Source organism: Bradyrhizobium erythrophlei, from assembly GCF_900129425.1.
GTDB classification, from domain to species: domain Bacteria; phylum Pseudomonadota; class Alphaproteobacteria; order Rhizobiales; family Xanthobacteraceae; genus Bradyrhizobium; species Bradyrhizobium erythrophlei_C.
In genome coordinates, this window is record NZ_LT670817.1 from 671,188 (window position 1) to 688,834 (window position 17,647).

Sequence of the window (17,647 nt, forward strand, 5' to 3'; positions counted from 1 at the left end):
ATTGCTACGCAGGACCCCGACAAATGCTCATTCGAGATGTACTAGCATGCGCGTACTTGTAACGGGCGGAGCCGGCTTCATAGGCGCTAATCTCGTACGGCATTTGTCGGCAAACAGCGCCTACGACGTCGTCGTGCTTGACAACCTGTCCGCCGGGCAGCGGCGCCCCATCTTTCCGCGCGGGGTACGGTTCACTTGCGGCGATTTCACCGACAAAGCCACGATGAAAGAATGTCTGCAAGGCGCCGATACCGTAGTACATCTTGCGGCTCTATCCGGTGTCATCGATTCGGTTGAAGATCCGTGTCCCAGTTTCGAAGTCAATGTTGCTGGTTCATTCCAACTGCTCGAATTGGCCCGCGCCGCAAACGTTGGTCGCATCATCAATGCCTCGACCGGTGGCGCCCTGCTTGGCGAAGTAGCGCCGCCGATCTCGGAAGAGACGGCGCCTTGTCCACTCTCTCCCTACGGCGCCTCCAAGCTTGCTGTGGAGGGTTATTGCTCGGCCTTTGCCGGTGCCTATGGACTTTCATGCGTGACGTTGCGCTTTTCAAACATCTACGGTCCGCGCTCGGCGCACAAAAAGAGCGTGGTCGCCGCCTTTATCAAAAGCATTATTCGCGAGGAGCCGCTCGTCGTCTACGGCGACGGCACCCAGCAGCGCGATTACCTTTACGTCGGCGATCTGGTGCGCGGCATCGAAGCGGCGCTTAAGCGGCGGCCCACCGGCGTTTACCAGCTCGGCAGCGGACGACCGACAACGCTCCACACGCTGGTCGCAACGCTCAAGAAGGTTTCCGGACGCGATTTTCGGGTTCGTTACGAGGCAGGCCGCAGCGGAGAAGTTCACTCGACTTGGTGCAATATCGCCAAAGCGGCGCGCGAATTCGATTACAATGCTCCCACGGACCTTGAAGCTGGTTTGCGGACAACGTGGAGCTGGTATCTGGAGAACCGCGACATCTGGGTGCGGCAGCAGGCTTTGTCCGCTTCGGATTGACGGCAGCCGATTGGATCGTGAGAGCAGACATGTTGAAAAAAGTGTCATCGGGGACAGCCGCCGGGGAACTGCCGCTATCGATCGTAATCCCGGTTTTCAATGAGCAATCCATTTTGGTGGCGAACGCCGAGGCGCTAGCTAACTATCTCGATAACATGCTCGGCTCGGACAACTGGCTTTACATCTTTGTCGATAACGGCAGCACCGACGAAACCCCGGCCTTGCTCAGGCATATTGTCGAGCGTTGGCCGCTGTCTCGCGTGATCAATCTTGAGAAGCCGAATTATGGTGCTGCGCTCAAGGCAGGCCTGCGCGCCACCACAACCAAATGGGTCTACATGCTCGACATCGAGCAGTGGGACCTTCCGTTCATGACCTGGGCTTGGAATAATCGCCACCAATATGACCTCTTCATTGCCTCCAAGCGCGCGGACCCGACGCTGAATTTTCAGCGGCCGTACCGCAGGTTTCTGAGCGCCGGCCTGAACGCCGCCCTGCAGGTGTTGTTTCGCTACAGCGGGACGGACACCCACGGGCCGAAGCTGCTCGATCGCGAGTCGCTAAATGCGATTATCGCGACTTGCGAACTCGATCGCGGCCAGTTCGATACCGAACTGGTCCTACGCGCCATGCGCAGCAGCAAGCGACTGGTTGAGGTTCCCATGGAGTACAGGGAATCTCGGCCGCATCGCAATTTGATGATCAAGAAGATTTATTGGAATCTAATCGCATTGCGCCGGCTGCAGCATGTTATGCGCGACGTGCCGTTCGAGGGTACGGTCCGATACTACCGCTTCGCGCGTGAGGATGTCCTGGCGCAACATCAGTCCGCCCGACGAGAGTCCGACCTTGTTTAAAGCAGCGCAACTGCGCTCTCGGCTTTGCGCGCTGCCGCGGACCTTTTGGCCGACAAACGGCCTTGCCTCGGTTTTCGATTTTGCCGTGAGCACGAACCGGCGGGCAGTTTTTATGCTGGTCATCGCCTCGCTGGTCGCTTTCCTGCCCGGCGTATTCCGGATTCCGCCGATTGATCGCGACGAGCCGCATTTTGCCCAAAAAGCCAAGCAGATGATCGAAACGGGCGACTATGTTGATACCCGCTTCCAAGGCGAGGCGCATTACACCAAGCCAGTCGGCATGTACTGGCTGCAGGCGGCCACGGTGAAGACGGCTGAAGCGTTCGGCGTTCCGGATGCGCGTCTCACCATCTGGCTTTACCGGCTGCCGTCGCTCTTCGGCGCCGTCGGCGCTGTGTTGGCAACCTATTGGTGCGCGCTCGCCTTTGTCGACCGGCGCGGCGCGACGCTGGCGGCTTTGATGATGGTGGGCTCGGTCCTGCTCGGCGCCGAAGCCCGGCTCGCCAGGGCCGATGCCATGCTGCTTTTTACAGTAGTCACCGCGATGTCGGTGCTGGCGCGCGCGTATTTATTCTCGCGCGACGACAAGATCGCGCGACCTGGATGGGCGCTGCTTACGGTATTTTGGACCGCACTCGCGGCTGGAATTCTGGTAAAGGGGCTCGTGATTGTCATGATCGTTGGCCTCACCGCGGCGACACTCTCGATCATCGATCGCTCCGTACGCTGGGTTCAAGCGCTTCGCCCGCTTTACGGTGTCGTCTGGCTTGTCGTTCTCGCCTTACCGTGGTTCATCGCGATCTACGCTCGCACAGGTAGTGCCTTCCTCCTGGATTCCGTGGTCCACGACACTCTGGGCAAGATAGCGAATTCCCAGGAGAGTCACGGCGGGCCGCCGGGATACTATGTCATCCTGTTTTTGGCGACCTTCTTTCCTGCCTGCGTTCTGGCGGGATTGGCAGCACCAGCGGTATGGGCTAAGCGGCGAGAGGTGCCCATTCGCTTCCTCTTGGCATGGCTGGTGCCCTCATGGCTGGTGTTTGAATTGTCCGTGACCAAACTGCCGCATTACGTGATGCCATTGTATCCAGCCATCGCCATCCTCACCGCCGGAGTGGTCGAGGCGAAGGCGCTGTCCCGGTGGCGCTGGCTCAAACTTAACACCATTTGGTGGTTCGTCGTCCCGATTCTCCTCAGCATCACCGCGGTTGCAGGCGCGATCGTGATTAACCGCGACCTCGGCCTTCCCGCTTGGCCGTTCTTCGCCGCTGCGATCCTCTGCGGTTTCTTGGCTTGGCAATTGTATGATGACGACGGTGCCGAGCGAGCGCTTATGCGCGCTACGGCGGCAATGGTGCTGATAAGCATCGGCGTTTATTCGATGATCCTGCCGACGCTTGGCCCGCTGTTCCCGAGTGTGGCGCTCGCTGGCGTGCAGCGCGAGTCCGGTTGCACGCATCCGGTCGCCGCCAGCGCCGGGTACGACGAGCCGAGCCTCGTCTTTCTCGCCGGCACCGAAACCCGTTTCACCGATGCATCAGGAGCAGCAGACTTCCTGCGGGAGGGCGGCTGCCGTTTTGCCTTCATCGAAACGCATCAGGAAAGCGCTTTTGCGGAGCGCGCAGAAGCGATTGGGCTACGCTATGAACGCGGACCGCGTGTCGAGGCACTCAACTTCACCAAGGGCCGGCCAATCACCATCGCCATTTTCCGCTCGGCAGGCGAACCGTGACCGCACTCGATTGAGCAAAATTAGGTTGTAACTTCAATAATATAAGAGTTCGTAGTTTTATTCGGGATGGCGCACCATTTCACCAGCATGACGGCTAACCCCCGCTCTTCTTCGCAAGCCGCTCGTGGAACGAACGCAGGTTGATCACCATTCTCTGGTGCGTTCCGTCGCCGATCTCCTCGATCTCGTCGCTCGCCGAGACCTTGAACTCGATTCGCTTGCCGTCGACCTTGGTCACCTCGGCCTCGGCGCGCACGGTCTGGCCGACCGGCGTCGCGGCGAGGTGCCGAATATTGATTTCGGTGCCGACCGCGCTCTCGCCCGCGTCCAGAAATGGCCGGATCGCATTGAGGGCGGCGTTTTCCATCGCCATGATCATGACGGGGGTGGCCAGCACCTGCGGCAGCATCGCGTCCTTGAATTGATTGGCGAGATGCTCGGGCAGCACGCGCAGCGTGAACGTTCCTTTCGTTCCCGGCGATATCTGGCGCATCGGTTGTCTCCCATCTCGCGGGTATTGGCGCGCGGCCTGGCCCGGCGGGGCCGAAATCGGCAACCGCTCGCTATAACTAGACGCGATCCCGCGCCCGCTCCATTAAATTGCCGTTCAGAATACCATCAGCTCATGGTTCAGAACCGGACCGGCTCACGGGCTACGGGTGAGAGCAGGGGCTTGTTTGCCGGCGCGGCTTTTGAATGCTTCCGATCTGCGAGGCATTCAATGTGATCCCGGCCCGGGCCCCGTTCCCCACGGTTCAGCGCGGGGCGCGAAAATCGATCGCGCGCAGGATCACGCCCGGAGGATTGCCCTCCAGTTCGACATCGCTGAATTTCCGCGCCGCACGTTCCTCGATGCGGTCGCGCAGGCGCAGGAATTGCTGCTCGCGCTGGGCCGGCGGCGTGCGCGACGAGCCTTCAAGCTGATCCATCGCATCGGTCGAGATGGCGCAGGCGACGCTGGTCTCGTCGTTCTTCATCGTAAACAGCACGACCATCCGGTTGAAGTCGTACTCCTGAAATTCACCATGGGTGAGCGCCATATCGGAGACTCCTCAATTGAGCGGGTTGTGTGCCCCGGCTTTCAGAATTTCTTCTTGGCCGGCGGCGGATTGAGTTCGGCGATTTTCGACAGGCAATCTTCCTGCGTGGCGTGGGGGCCGGTGACGAACGTGCCGCTCACCTTGGTGCCGTACCAGCCCGACACGACGCCAAGACGCAGCGATTCTTCGGTTTTGACGTGGCGCGCGGAAAGAATTTGCATGTGACTTCCTTGACGGTGAGGCGGTGGCGTTATTGCCGAACGCAGGGCGTAGTTTCGATTGCTGTGTGAAGCCTGTTCATTGAGATGCGACCGCGTCGGCCTGCTGCGCATCGGCGAGATCGACCGAACTGATAGAGATCATCTCGGTCGAGGAATGCTGCGGCGGGGCGGCCGGAACCATGATCATGGTGGCGACGCGGCGAAAGCAGGGAAACGACAGGCCTTCGATCATCTCTTCGTCGGTCACGACTTCGTAGGGGCCGGCCGGCAGCTGGCGTTCGATGCCCTTGATCCGGAACGGATGCCTGAACGTCACCGTTTCGCGTCGCGACCTCGTCAAGCTCTCCACCTTCGGCTTGGCGCGCATCTCGCGCGATCCAATGAGAATTGGATCGCTTTCGCGCATCTTCGTCAGCTTTTGTTGCAATCGTCTGTTCGCGGCTTCGGATCACAGCCCGGCATCCGGCGGAGGCGAACACCGGATCAGGGTGCGCCTTTTAGGCGCCAATAGCCATGATTTTCTTTCAGGCCGAGGTGCGCGCCCGTCGTCCCTCGATCGGATACGCCGGATCATTATAGCCCGGCGTCGAGGGATGGCCGGATGCGACGAGCCGGTCGATCAGGGCTTCGTCCTCGGCGGTGAAGCGGTAGTCGAGCGCCTTGAGATAATCGTCCCAATGTTGCTCGGTGCGCGGGCCGGCGATCACGGCAGAGACGAACGAAGAGTTCAGCACCCAGGATACCGCGAATTGCCCTGCGGTGATGCCTTTGGCCTCGGCATACTGACGGATCTCCTGCGCCAGTTGCAGCGATTCCGGCCGCCACTCGGTCTGCATCATGCGGGTATCGTTGCGGCCCGCACGCGTATCCTTGTCGGGCGCGGCGTCGGGCCGGTACTTGCCGGTCAGCACGCCGCGCGCCAGCGGGCTGTAGGGCACGATCCCGAGCCCGTAATAGCCGCAGGCCGGAAAATGCTCGACCTCGGGCATCCGGTTCATCGCGTTGTAGTAGGGCTGGCTGACGACCGGGCGGTCGATACCGAGGTTATCGCAGATGTTGCAGATTTCGGCGACCCGCCAGGCCCGGTAATTCGAGACGCCGAAATAGCGTACCTTGCCCTGCTGGATCAAGGCGCCCATCGCGCGCACGGTTTCCTCCAGCGGCGTCGAATGGTCTTCCTTATGCAGGTAATAGATGTCGATATAGTCGGTGCCGAGCCGCTTCAGGCTGTCCTCGGCCGCCTGCAGCACCCAGCGCCGCGACAGCCCGGTATGGTTGGGATCGTCGCCCATGGGGTTGGCGAGTTTGGTCGCGAGCACCCAGTTCGGCCGGTTGTTGGAAATGGCGCGGCCGACCACCTGCTCGGAATTGCCGTTCGAATAGGCGTCCGCGGTGTCGATGAAGTTGACGCCGGCTTCGCGCGCCTTGGCCACGATCCGCGTCGAGGCCGCCTCGTCGGTCGGGCCGCCGAACATCATGGTGCCCAGGCAGATCGGCGAGATTTTCAGGCCGCTGCGGCCAAGTTGACGATATTGCATCGATTGGGTGTCCTTTTTTAAGCCGTCATTCCGGGGCGATGCGAAAGCATCGAACCCGGAATCTCGAGATTCCCCGATGTGCAATTGCACATCTTAGGTCTGGTGCCAGCGCACCATCCCGGAATGACGGAGACTGGGTTGCTTCCTGGCCTCGCCCCGCGCAACGCCTGGAAGCTACGTATCATTCTTCAATACCTTAAACACGCCGCTGGCCGTGGCGATACAGCGATCGGTTGCGGTTACCTCGGTGGTCACGAAGATGAGACTGCGGGTGGCGCGCACCACGCGTGGTTTTGACAGCAAAACCTCGCCGATCTTGCCGCTATCGACAAAATGGGTGTCGAGCTGGACCGTGGCCAGCGTCGGCCGGCCCGATACGAACCGCGCCGTCATCCCGCAGGTGCGGTCCGCGAACGTCATCAACAGCCCGCCCTGCACCAGGCCGCGGCGGTTGTGGTGCTTGTCCTGCGCGATCAGCGCATATTCATGCACGCCGTCCACCACCCGCTGCCACAGCGGCCCGACCAGACTGATGAATCCCGTGGTGTCGACGATGGTCCAGCCGGAGGCCTTGAGTTTCTCCGCGGCCGTGTCGGGCATATCAGGGTCTCTCCGGTCTTGCGGGCTGTTCAGGTTGTCGGTCATTTCATCAAACGCCGGCGTGTTGTAGTCAAGCGGGATGACCCATCCATTCGACGATACCACGAGGCGGAATATCGCCGAGCGCTGCGCGGCGTTTGCACGGCTGCCGGCGAGCGAACCGGCGGCGTTGCTGAAGCGGGCCGCGGTCGCGGTCGCGCTGGTTGAGGCCGGCGACGGGACCAACGGGACGACGCTGTTATTGACGCTGCGCGCGGCGGGCCTGCGCGCCCACAGGGGTCAGTGGGCGCTGCCGGGCGGACGCTGCGATGAGGGCGAGACGCCGGTTGCGGCGGCGCTGCGCGAGCTTCACGAAGAACTCGGCGTTGAACTTGGGCCCGATGATGTCCTGGGCATGCTCGACGAGTATCCGACGCGGTCCGGCTATCTCATTACGCCGGTCGTGCTATGGGCGGCCAAAAGCGCCGGAATCTCGCCCAATCCCGATGAGGTCGCCTCGGTGCATCGGATCGCGCTCGACGATATCGAACGGCCTGATGCCTTCGACTTCGTCGCCATTCCCGAGAGCACGCGGCGCGTGATCCGGTTTCGTCATGCCGGCCACTTCATCCACGCCCCGACCGCGGCCTTGATCTACCAGCTCCGCGAAGTGCTGGCAGGCCGCGACACCCGCGTCGCCGAACTGGAGCAGCCGGTGTTTGCGTGGAAGTGAGGCCTCACTGTCATTCCGGGATGGTGCGTTAGCACCAGACCCGGAATCTCGAGATTCCGGGTTCGATGCTTCGCATCGCCCCGGAATGACGGAGTCCAGATTGGCTTGCGAACACCGGCCCTTTCGACGACGATGCAGCGCGATAAAAACAATAAACTCGGGAGTCTCAGTGAAATGCACATCTGGAAATTGGTGTTTTGCGTCGCCGCCCTCATGTCCGGCCTGTCCGGCGTATCCGTTCAAGCGCAGGCGCAGACCTTTCCGAACCGCCCGATCACACTCGTCATTCCCTTCGCGCCCGGCGGCTCGACCTCGATCGTCGGCCGCGTGATCGCCGACAAGATGAGCCAGCTGCTCGGCGAAGGCATCGTCATCGACAATCGTCCCGGCGCCGGCGGCACCGTCGGCAGCAAGATGGTGGCGAAGAGCGAACCCGATGGCTATACGATCTTGCTGGGCTACACCGGCACGCTGGCGATCGGACCGTCGCTCTACAAGAATGTCGGCTACGATCCGCGCAAGGATTTTGCGCCGATCGGCATGATCGGCAACGCGCCCAGCGCGGTGGTGGTGCATCCCTCGTTCCCCGCCAAGTCCATCGCCGAACTGATTGCTTATGCAAAGGCCAATCCCGGCAAGGTCAATTTTGGCTCCGCCGGCGTCGGTTCGGTCAACCATATCACCGGCGAATATTTCGCCCGTTCCGCCGGCATTACGCTGATGCATATTCCCTATAAGGGCACCGGTCCTGCGCTGACCGATCTGCTGGGCGGCCACATTCCGATGGCGCTGGCGCCGATTCCGGCCGTTCACGCCAACATCGCGGCCGGTCTGTTGCGTGCCCTGGCGGTGACCGGCAAGACCCGCTCCGGCCTGCTCCCGGACGTGCCGACGATTGCGGAAGAGGGGCTGACCGGGTTCGAGGCGTCGCTATATTACGGCCTGGTGGCGCCGGCCGGCACGCCGCGGCCGATCATCGACAGGCTCAACAAGGAATTGCGCACAGCACTGGCCTCCGACGAGGTGAAGAAGCAATTGGGCCTCGACGGCACCGAGATCACGTCGGGCAGCCCGGAGGACTACGCCGATTTCATCGACAAGGACGAAAAGAAGTGGTCGGAACTGGTCAAGGCCAGCGGCGTCGAGCAGGAGTGAGGGAACTGAGGCGGCGGAGTCGCGATCCTGAAGTCTGATTTGGAATTCGCTCGTGCGGCATGCTCGGTGCCACCTCTCCCGTGGGGAGAGGTCGATTTGCGCAGCAAATCGGGTGAGGGATTAAGGTCTACCGATAGAGCGAACGCCCTCACCCGGCGCTGTCCGGACGACGCTTCGCGTCGCCGCGAGCGCCGACCTCTCCCCACGGGAGAGGTGGCAGCCCATCACCTGCGCCGATGCTTCAATCGTCATCACGCCATTTCGGGGCTGACTTGCGCGGCTGGCGCTTGCTAGACACGAACGATGGCCTCCCATCCGATTCGCTATCGTCCCGGATATCTCGCGCTCGCGCTTTTGCTGATCGCGCCGCGGGCGGCTGCGATGGACGCGCGCGTGCTGCCGGCATCAACCGCCGGCGCGATGGCGCAAGTGGCCTCGCCGCAGGCGATCGCCGAATATCGTGTAAAACTCAGGGAATATCAGCAAGCGCGCGGCGCGTTCGAAGACGAGGCGAGCGCCTATTGGACTTCGATTGCCGACAAGCGGCGCGGCCGCAACGCCAAGCGGCGCGAACACCTGCCGATCGGGCTCGACGACTATGTGCTGACCCAGCCGCCGACCTATACCGGGCCGAAGCGGCCGGTTAATCCGCAGCCGGAGCCGTCTCCGCCACGCGAGCGCAAGCCCATTCCGGTCGTCGCCGACCTGTTGAAAGCCGCCGCCGAGCAATTCCAGTTCGCCCCGCAGCGGCCCGCCAGCGAAATCGAGTTCAAGCGCGCCTATGCCCGTGCGGCGTCGGCGGCGGGGCTGACGCGCGAGCAGGCGGTTCGGGTTTATTCGTTCGAAACCGGCGGCAACGGCAATCACGACATGCAGTCGGGACTGGAGTACGCGCGGCCGGGCGCGCGCGCGATCTCGACCGCGATCGGCTACAATCAGCTGCTCACCACCAACACCGTCGAACTGCTCGCCGAGCAGGGCCCCGAATTCGTCCGCGCGCTTTCGGAAAAGGCCGCGCAAATGTCCGGCGCGGCGCGCCAGGCGATGGAGCACAAGATCGCGGTGCTGAAACGAATGGTGGCGCTGGCGCGCGCGGTGCCGGACGAATGGGGCCAGCACGAAAAGATCGGCGAAACGCCGGCAGGCTGGGCCATGCATGCCATGGTGCTGGACATCGACGTCGGTCCGCTGCTGCAGACCCACAAGCTCTTGACCTCGGTGATCTTCGCCCGCGCCAAGGGCTATACCCGCCCGCTCACCGCCGCCGAACTGGAGATGATGAACCTGACCGGCGACGGCACCGGGCTCGACATGGTGACGATGCCGCAGGCGATGCGCGAGCAGGTCCCGACCTCGAATTTCTTCCAGCGCTCAGGCTACGAGCGCAACCCGGTGGCGATTCGCCACAACACGGTGGCGAAACTGCTTGCGATCACCGATGCGAGGATGGACAGCAACAGCAACCTGCCGGGCGCCAAGGATCTCGCGGCGGCGTTTTGAGTCAGCAGCGCGCCTATCTTCCCTCTCCCCTTGTGGGAGAGGTTGGCTCGAATGAGCGCAGCGAATTCGAGACGGGTGAGGGGTCTGTTTCCGCAGATAGAGACCCCTCATCCGGCGCGGACTTTGTCCGCGCCACCTTCTCCCACAACAAGGGGAGAAGGAAAAGCACCGGCATCAGTCGCACCGCCCTCTCCCCTTGTGGGAGAGGGCATCACCGGCGCCAGCCCCAAACTCGCTTCGGCGAGGGGTTGTATCAGCGGGCAGATCGCCCGTGGACAGAACCCCTCATCCGGCAGCCTTCGGCTGCCACCTTCTCCCACAAGGGGAGAAGGGAAGAAGCCCCCTCTCAATTCGATCCGAACATGAACTTGCCGTCACCCTCGAGATACGGACCGCTGCGCATATAGAGCTGGCCGTTCTGGCCGATGAAAAACAGCGTGCCCTTGGGCACCTTCTTGGCGCCCTTCAACAGCAGGCCCGCATTGTTGGTGCCCATCTTGTAGGAAAAGGTCTTACCCTCCTTGTCGTAGCCGTAACCCATGTCCGGCGACAGCACCCACGGCGTCGGCGCGGGAGTTTCCGCAAATGCGGAGGTCGCCAGCGCGCTCAGCGCGACGGCGATCCAAAGCGTCCTGGTCGAAAATCTCGTCATCATGCTTGCTCCTCAGCAACCCGCCGGAAAAATTTGATCTCGCCTGACGCGCGATCGAACAAATCACGAACACCGTTGTCCCGTCAATACGCTGGCTGCTTCGCCATCGCATGCGCGCCAAGCGACTTTTGATTTCCCGCCTCCGGCTTCGCGACTATCGTGCGATTTTAGTCTAGAAGCCTGCTTCTCAAAATACGTCATAGGGATGATTCGGATGAACCACGTCATGAAAATCTGTTGGGGCGTCGCGCTGTCGTTGGTGACGCTGGTTCCTGTCGCCCGTGCCGACGAATTCGAGCTCAGCCACAACCAGAGGATTTCCTGCAGCCGGGGCCTGAGCGCCGGGAAACTCAATACCGCGACCTGCAAATCCTACGCCTATATCTTCAACGTCAAGACCTCGGAATATTTCAGGTGCCAGGTCAGCCTGGCGCTGACGCGGGACAACAAGGAAGTGATCAACGTCCAGACCGACGGCGGCTGTACCAAGAAGCCCCGCATCTTCGAAAACGACTCCCACTATACGTTCGACGCCACCGAGACCGAACCGCCCAACACCAATTCATTTTTCGGCCCCGGCGGCTATTCGGTATGGGCGGCCGACACGTCAGCGCAGAAAGTCCGCGGCTGCATCACCATCAGTTCCGGCCTCGGCTCCGACATTTCGAAGTGCCTCGACATGACGTTTCAGTGACAGCTCCGGCTCCTCGCCATCCAGTCATCAGGACACGATGCTCGGTGCCGGGACTGTCGTAGCGGCTGGACGTTCGGCGTTGTCCCGCAACGTTTCCGGCATCATCGCGCAGAAGCCGATCAGTCCCGCCGCCGCGATTCCAGCCAAAAACAGAAACGCGGCGCTGTAGCCGGCCCCGACTACGATGAAGCCGGCGACCGCGGCGCTCAATGCGCCGCCGAGGCCCGCCGCGGTGGCGATCGCGCCCTGGCTGACATTGAAATGTCCGGTGCCGCGGGTCAGATCGGCGACCACAAGCGGAAACAGCGCGCCGAAAATCCCGGCGCCGACGCCGTCGAGCAGTTGCACCGACACCAGCCAGTACGGATTGTCGGACAGCGGATACAGCGTGCCGCGAAGCGCCAACACGGCCAGCGCCACGGCGAATATCGGCTTGCGCCCCCAGACATCAGCCTTGCGCCCCACCACCATGGCGACCGGCACCATCACGACCTGCGCCGCGATGATGCAGACCGACATCAGCGTGGTGCCGAGGTCGCGATTGACCAGCGCCAGTTTTTGGCCGACCAGCGGCAGCATCGCCGCGTTCGAAAAGTGAAACAGGACCGTCGCGGCCGCGAAGATCAACAGCGGCCTGCAGGACAGCAGCACCTGGAATCCGGACGGCTGGTCGCGATGGCCGGCGCGGCCCGCGCTCGCCGCGTCAAGGCCGCGCGCGAGGTGATGGTCGATCGCATCGGCCGGGATCGACAGCGTCGCGAACACGCTGGCGACGGCCATCGCGGCCAGCAGCCTGAACACCACAATGGGACCGTAGAAATAGGCTGTCACCGCCGCGATCGCCGCCGCCGTGGCATTGCCGGCGTGATTGAAGGCCTCGTTGCGGCCGATACGTCGGGTGAAGGCCCTGGGTCCGACGGTGCCCAGCGTCACCGCGGCGATGGCGGGCGGAAAGATCGCGCCCGCGCAGGCCGCAAGCGCCTGCGTCGCCGCCACCACTTCGAACCGATGGATCAGCGGCAGGGCGAGGCACGCCGCGGTCACCACGATCGCGGCTGCGACCATCAGGGCGCGCTTTGCGGTGCTGCGGTCGATCAGCGCGCCGGCCGGCGTCTGGGCGATGATGCCGGCAAGGGCGGCCACCGACATCACCACGCCGATGCTGGCCTGATCCCATTTTTGTTCGGTCAAAAGATAGATCGACAGATAAGGGCCGAGGCCGTCCCGCACATCGGCGAGAAAGAAATTCAGCGCATCCAGCACGTGCTCGATCGACTTTCCGGCCTCTCGCAAGTGAAACCTCGCGCTGGCGTGGGTAAGTCTTCCAACGGCGGCATCGATAGCCGGTTCCCGCAGGCCCCGCGCGGAGGCGGCGGCCGCCGCCGGCCCAAGGCTTATTGTCGCAATCTCGTTTTGGGCGATCGGATAGGTTGACCCCGAGCCTTCCTCCGTCCAATTTCCTGGCCGGCTTCTGGGGGGAATAATAATCATGATTTCGAAGTTGGTTGCCGCCGCCGTTGCGGTGGTGGCGGTTCTGTCGGCGCCGGTCGCGCGGGCGCAAGCATTCATCAACGTGCTGACCGGCGGAACCTCCGGCGTCTATTATCCGCTCGGCGTCGCCATCGGAAAAATCTACAGCGACAAGATTCCAGGCGTGAAGACCCAGGTGCAGGCCACCAAGGCGTCGGTCGAGAACCTGATTTTGCTGCAGCAGGGCCGCGGCGAGATCGCGTTTGCGCTCGGCGATTCCTTGAAGGCCGCCTGGGAAGGCGACGAGGAGGCAGGCTTCAAGTCCAAACTCGACAAGCTGCGCACCATCGGCGCGATTTATCCGAACTATATCCAGATCGTCGCCACCGCCGACAGCGGCATCAAGACGCTGGCCGATCTCCGGGGCAAGAGCCTCTCGGTCGGGGCGCCTAAGTCGGGAACCGAACTTAACTCGCGCGCCATCCTGGCCGCGGCCGGACTGAGCTACAAGGATATCGGCAAGGTCGAATATCTGCCGTTCGCCGAATCCGTCGACCTGATGAAAAATCGCCAGCTGAACGCGACGCTGCAATCGGCCGGTCTCGGCGTGGCTTCGCTGAAGGATTTGAGCACGTCGACCGAGATCTCCGTGGTGTCGGTTCCAAAGGAGATCGTCGACAAGATCGGGCCGCCCTTCGTGTCGGTCATGATCCCGGCCAATACCTATACCGGCCAGGACAAGGACGTTCCGACCGCGGCGGTGGTCAACTATCTCGTCACCAGTTCGGCGGTATCAGACGATCTCGCCTACCAGATGACAAAACTGATTTTCGAATCGCTGCCGGAACTGGCGAACTCGCACGTCGCCGGCAAGGAGATCAAACTTGAAAACGCCGCGATGGGCAGCCCGGTGCCGCTGCACCCCGGCGCGATCCGCTATTACAAGGAAAAGGGCCTTATTAAATAGGGCGAGTTCGTTTTTGCGTCATGGCCGGGCTTGTCCCGGCCATCCACGTCTTCAGGTCAAGCAAGGAAGACGTGGATGCCCGCGCCAAGCGCGGGCATGACGAACACGGGACTACGAGCGCGCTATAGGCGCGCTCGACACGGGCGCTGGGGAGCGACGAGATGCTGCAGGCTGAGGGCGCCGAGGGGCCCGTCAAGGTCGAATTCGACAATTTCGAGCACGGCTTTCCGGAAGGCTTCGGCCCCGCCGGCTGGAGCCATCTGGCCTATACCGTCGGTATCGCCTTCGCGGCCTTTCAGCTCGTGATCGCGGCCTGGAACGTGCTGCCGAGCCAGGTGGTGCGCGGCGTTCACGTCGGCTTCCTGATCCTGATGACCTTCGGCCTGATCGGCAACTTCACCGCCAAAGATAATGCCGGCCGCGCGATCGGCTGGCTGATCGGCAGCGTCGGATTCTTGTGCGGGCTGTATCAGTGGATATTCTATGCCGACCTGATCGCGCGCGACGGCGATCCGACGCAGCTCGATCTGGCGGTCGGCACCTTGCTCGGGGTGCTGATCTTCGAAGGCACGCGGCGGCTGATGGGCCTGGCGCTGCCGCTGATGTGCGGCGCCTGCCTGCTCTACTGGTCCTTCGGCCAGTATCTGCCGGCGCCGCTCAATCATCGCGGCTACGGCTTCGACCAGATCATCACGCACCTTTCCTACGGCACCGAAGGGTTCTACGGCGTGCCGATCTATGTCTCGGCGACCTACATCTTCCTGTTCATTCTGTTCGGCTCGTTCCTCGAGCGCGCCGGCATGATCCGGTTGTTCACCGATGTCTCGCTGGGCCTGTTCGGCGGCACCCGCGGCGGTCCGGCCAAGGTCGCGGTGTTTGCCTCGGGCATGATGGGAACGATATCGGGCTCCGGTGTCGCCAATGTCGTCACCGTCGGCCAGTTCACGATTCCGCTGATGATCAAGTTCGGCTATCGCCGCGCCTTCGCCGCCGGCGTCGAGGCCACCGCCTCGATGGGCGGACAGATCATGCCGCCGGTCATGGGCGCGGTCGCCTTCATCATGGCGGAAACGCTGGGTGTCGAATATTCCGTCATCGTCAAGGCCGCGGTGATCCCCGCGATCCTGTACTTCGCCTCGGCGTTCTGGATGGTGCATCTGGAAGCCGGCAAATACGGCCTGGTCGGCATGAAGCGCTCGGAAATCCCGAGCGCCTGGAGGGCGCTGGTGGCACGCTGGTACCTGGTGTTGCCGCTGGCGGCGCTGGTTTACATGCTGTTCGAAGGTTTTACGCCCTTGTACGCCGGCAGCGTCGGCCTCGCGCTGACGGTGGCGCTGATCCTCGGCGCCAGCATCGCGCTCGGCTTTTCCTCCAGCGTGCTGCGCTATGTTTTCTGGATCGGCCTTGCGCTCGTCGCCGCGGCGGTGTCGCATAACGGGCTGGAGATCGTTCCGGTGGCCTGCGTGGTCGGCGTGCTGGTGCTGATGTCAGCGATCACCCGCGGCGGCCGGGCTACCTTGCGGGCCTGCCGCGATTCGCTCGCCGACAGCGCCAAGTCGGCGCTGACCGTCGGCATGGCCTGCGCCATCGTCGGCGCCATCATCGGCATGATGTCGCAGACCGGCGTCGGCACCATCTTCGGCAGCTGGATCATCGGGCTGGGCGACAAGAGCCTGTTCCTCGCGCTGGTCATGACCATGCTGCTGTCGATCCTGCTCGGCACCGGCATCCCGACCATCCCGACCTATATCATCACCGCCGCACTGGCAGCGCCGGCGCTCGCCAAACTCGGCGTGCCCCTGATCGTCAGCCATATGTTTGCGTTCTACTACGGCATCATGGCCGACCTCTCGCCGCCGGTAGCGCTGGCGGCGCTGGCGGCAGCCCCGATCGCCAGGGAAAACCCCGACAAGATCGGCTGGGAGGCGATGCGCATCGCGCTCGCCGGCTACGTGATCCCGTTCATATTCGTCTATTCGCCGGCGCTGATGCTGCAGGCTGGCGACCCGATGGCCGCCCAACTCGGATTCTACGGCGCGGTAGCGTTTGCGACGTTCAAGGCCTTGGTCGCCATCGCCCTGTTCGGCATGGTCGCGATCGGTTTTCTGTTTACGCGGCTGACGCTGGCAGAGCGGGCCTTCACCTTCGCCGCGGCGCTGTGTCTGCTCGGCGATTTCCGCTTCAGCGACACCGCTGGTTTCGTGCTGACGATCGCGATCGTGCTCCGGCAATGGCGCTTGAGGCCGCGTACCGCAGTGGCGGCGGCTTGAGCCTGTGCCTCGCCTCCGCTGGTGTGGTGAAGACGCTGTCGATTGCGGCTTTCACGCTGGTCTGGACCCATTCGGTCGAAAAGACCGACTGGCAGGAGGACTGGCGCATCTCGCCTGATGGCCTCGAACTGGTGCAGGCGCGGGTGAAGGGCTCCGGCGCCGGCATGGAGCCGCCGCCGGACGCGCGGCTCGTCGACGGCTGGTTTCAATGGCAGCCCCGGCGGGCGCCGATGCCGGAACTGCTGCTCGGCAATTCCGGCGCCGCCGGCGAATGGCGGCTGTGCAGCGACGGAAACTGCCGGACGCTGTCGGAAATTTTCGGACATCCGATCGGCGTTGGCGTCATAAAGATGAGCGCGTGTGAGCTACGATGATTGAATCATAAAAAGGGGGAGAGCGCTGATGCAACGGCTCAAGGGCAAGACAGCGATCGTGGTCGGCGCCGGTTCGATCGGGCCGGGCTGGGGCAATGGCAAGGCGACCGCCGTGACCTTTGCCCGCGAAGGCGCGCAGGTGTTTTGCGTCGACCGCAACGGCGAGGCCGCCGAAGAGACCGTCAGGATCATCGCCTCCGAAGGCGGCAACGCCACCGCGTTTACATCGGATGCCTCGCGCGCCGGCGATGTCGAGGCGATGGTGGCGGCCTGCATGAAGGCCCATGGCCGCATCGACGTGCTCGACAACAATGTCGGCATCGCCGAGATGGGCAGCGTGGTCGAGGTGTCGGAAGCCGATTGGGACCGCGTCTTCGCCGTCAATCTCAAAAGCGCCTTCCTGGCCATGAAGCACGTCATCCCGGTGATGGCGCGGCAGGGCGGCGGCTCGATCATCAATATTTCCTCGATCGCCTCGATCCGCCATACCGGCGTGTCCTACGTCACCTACGCCGCCACCAAGGCCGCGATGAACCAGATGACGCGCACCACGGCGGTCGAATTCGCGCCGAAACACATCCGGGTCAACGCCATCCTGCCCGGCCTCATGAAGACGCCGATGGTCGAGCATTCCGCGGGCCTGGCGGCGAGTTATGCCGCTGGTAACGTCGAGGCGATGTGGCGGGCGCGCGATGCGCAGGTGCCGATGGGACACATGGGCGACGCCTGGGACGTCGCCAACGCGGCGCTGTTTCTCGCCTCCGAGGAATCGAAATACATCACCGGGATCGAACTGGTGGTCGATGGCGGGATTACGCTGAAGGTGAGCTGAGGTTATCTAACTCTCCCTCGTCGTCCCGGCATT

At 62.9% G+C, this 17,647-nt stretch carries 19 protein-coding genes; 11 read left to right on the plus strand and 8 right to left on the minus strand.

All coding sequences use genetic code 11. The features are described 5' to 3' along the window. The first annotated feature begins 1 nt into the window (after position 1). The 3 genes from B5527_RS03260 (at position 2) to B5527_RS03270 (ending at position 3,589) form a co-directional block, all read left to right on the plus strand. Positions 2–1,000, plus strand: a complete 999-nt coding sequence (locus B5527_RS03260) for an NAD-dependent epimerase/dehydratase family protein (protein ID WP_197689270.1) — start codon at positions 2–4, stop codon at positions 998–1,000. Between the two features lie 29 nt (positions 1,001–1,029). Beyond that, a complete protein-coding gene (locus B5527_RS03265) occupies positions 1,030–1,857 on the plus strand; it encodes a glycosyltransferase family 2 protein (protein WP_079600001.1) in 828 nt (275 codons plus the stop codon). Between the two features lie 112 nt (positions 1,858–1,969). Further along, positions 1,970–3,589 carry an ArnT family glycosyltransferase gene (locus B5527_RS03270; protein WP_245332488.1) on the plus strand — a complete coding sequence of 540 codons (1,620 nt, stop codon included), beginning with the start codon at positions 1,970–1,972 and terminating at the stop codon, positions 3,587–3,589. 94 nt (positions 3,590–3,683) lie between these two features. Here the strand turns inward: B5527_RS03270 and B5527_RS03275 are convergent, their stop codons facing one another. The 6 genes from B5527_RS03275 to B5527_RS03300 form a co-directional block, all read right to left on the minus strand. After that, the gene (locus B5527_RS03275) at positions 3,684–4,082 is read right to left on the minus strand and encodes a thioesterase family protein (protein WP_079600003.1); all 399 of its coding nucleotides are present in this window, start codon (positions 4,080–4,082) and stop codon (positions 3,684–3,686) included. 262 nt (positions 4,083–4,344) lie between these two features. Beyond that, positions 4,345–4,629, minus strand: coding sequence for a DUF1488 family protein (locus B5527_RS03280; RefSeq protein ID WP_079600004.1), 285 nt, complete (start codon positions 4,627–4,629; stop codon positions 4,345–4,347). A 41-nt stretch (positions 4,630–4,670) separates the two neighbouring features. Continuing rightward, on the minus strand, positions 4,671–4,850 hold the full coding sequence (locus tag B5527_RS03285) for a hypothetical protein (protein ID WP_079600005.1): 180 nt from the start codon (positions 4,848–4,850) through the stop codon (positions 4,671–4,673). A gap of 76 nt (positions 4,851–4,926) precedes the next feature. Next, entirely contained in the window at positions 4,927–5,217 is a 291-nt protein-coding gene (locus tag B5527_RS03290) for a hypothetical protein (protein ID WP_079607026.1), read from the minus strand. Positions 5,218–5,374: 157 nt separating this feature from the next. Continuing rightward, on the minus strand, positions 5,375–6,388 hold the full coding sequence (locus B5527_RS03295) for an aldo/keto reductase (RefSeq protein ID WP_079600006.1): 1,014 nt from the start codon (positions 6,386–6,388) through the stop codon (positions 5,375–5,377). 174 nt (positions 6,389–6,562) lie between these two features. Further along, entirely contained in the window at positions 6,563–6,988 is a 426-nt protein-coding gene (locus B5527_RS03300; protein ID WP_079607027.1) for a PaaI family thioesterase, read from the minus strand. 79 nt (positions 6,989–7,067) lie between these two features. Between B5527_RS03300 and B5527_RS03305 the strand changes: the two genes are divergently transcribed. The 3 genes from B5527_RS03305 (at position 7,068) to B5527_RS03315 (ending at position 10,355) form a co-directional block, all read left to right on the plus strand. Then, positions 7,068–7,700: an NUDIX hydrolase gene (locus B5527_RS03305; RefSeq protein WP_079600007.1), complete on the plus strand. Its 633-nt coding sequence runs from the start codon at positions 7,068–7,070 to the stop codon at positions 7,698–7,700. A gap of 174 nt (positions 7,701–7,874) precedes the next feature. Further along, positions 7,875–8,855: a Bug family tripartite tricarboxylate transporter substrate binding protein gene (locus B5527_RS03310; protein WP_172842471.1), complete on the plus strand. Its 981-nt coding sequence runs from the start codon at positions 7,875–7,877 to the stop codon at positions 8,853–8,855. 303 nt (positions 8,856–9,158) lie between these two features. Next, complete coding sequence (locus B5527_RS03315; RefSeq protein WP_154071986.1) at positions 9,159–10,355, plus strand: hypothetical protein; 1,197 nt, start codon at positions 9,159–9,161, stop codon at positions 10,353–10,355. Positions 10,356–10,701: 346 nt separating this feature from the next. On the opposite strand, the gene B5527_RS03320 is transcribed toward B5527_RS03315, so the two are convergent. After that, positions 10,702–11,007 (minus strand): hypothetical protein, encoded by a 306-nt coding sequence (locus tag B5527_RS03320; RefSeq protein WP_079607029.1) that lies wholly within the window; start codon positions 11,005–11,007, stop codon positions 10,702–10,704. A gap of 214 nt (positions 11,008–11,221) precedes the next feature. On the opposite strand from B5527_RS03320, the gene B5527_RS03325 reads away from it, so the two are divergent. Beyond that, positions 11,222–11,701 carry a hypothetical protein gene (locus tag B5527_RS03325; protein WP_079607030.1) on the plus strand — a complete coding sequence of 160 codons (480 nt, stop codon included), beginning with the start codon at positions 11,222–11,224 and terminating at the stop codon, positions 11,699–11,701. Between the two features lie 27 nt (positions 11,702–11,728). Here B5527_RS03325 and B5527_RS03330 read toward each other — a convergent pair whose 3' ends face one another. Further along, positions 11,729–12,994: an MFS transporter gene (locus tag B5527_RS03330; protein WP_154071987.1), complete on the minus strand. Its 1,266-nt coding sequence runs from the start codon at positions 12,992–12,994 to the stop codon at positions 11,729–11,731. Positions 12,995–13,190: 196 nt separating this feature from the next. Here B5527_RS03330 and B5527_RS03335 point away from each other — a divergent pair, with 196 nt between their 5' ends. From B5527_RS03335 to B5527_RS03350, 4 genes are all read left to right on the plus strand, one after another. After that, on the plus strand, positions 13,191–14,138 hold the full coding sequence (locus B5527_RS03335; RefSeq protein ID WP_079600010.1) for a TAXI family TRAP transporter solute-binding subunit: 948 nt from the start codon (positions 13,191–13,193) through the stop codon (positions 14,136–14,138). Between the two features lie 161 nt (positions 14,139–14,299). Then, positions 14,300–16,408 (plus strand): TRAP transporter permease, encoded by a 2,109-nt coding sequence (locus B5527_RS03340; RefSeq protein WP_079600011.1) that lies wholly within the window; start codon positions 14,300–14,302, stop codon positions 16,406–16,408. Next, positions 16,369–16,782 carry a DUF1850 domain-containing protein gene (locus B5527_RS03345; protein WP_154071988.1) on the plus strand — a complete coding sequence of 138 codons (414 nt, stop codon included), beginning with the start codon at positions 16,369–16,371 and terminating at the stop codon, positions 16,780–16,782. The genes B5527_RS03340 and B5527_RS03345 overlap by 40 nt, the downstream gene beginning before the upstream one ends. Before the next feature lie 28 nt (positions 16,783–16,810). After that, entirely contained in the window at positions 16,811–17,614 is an 804-nt protein-coding gene (locus B5527_RS03350; RefSeq protein WP_079600012.1) for an SDR family NAD(P)-dependent oxidoreductase, read from the plus strand. Positions 17,615–17,647 lie beyond the last annotated feature (33 nt).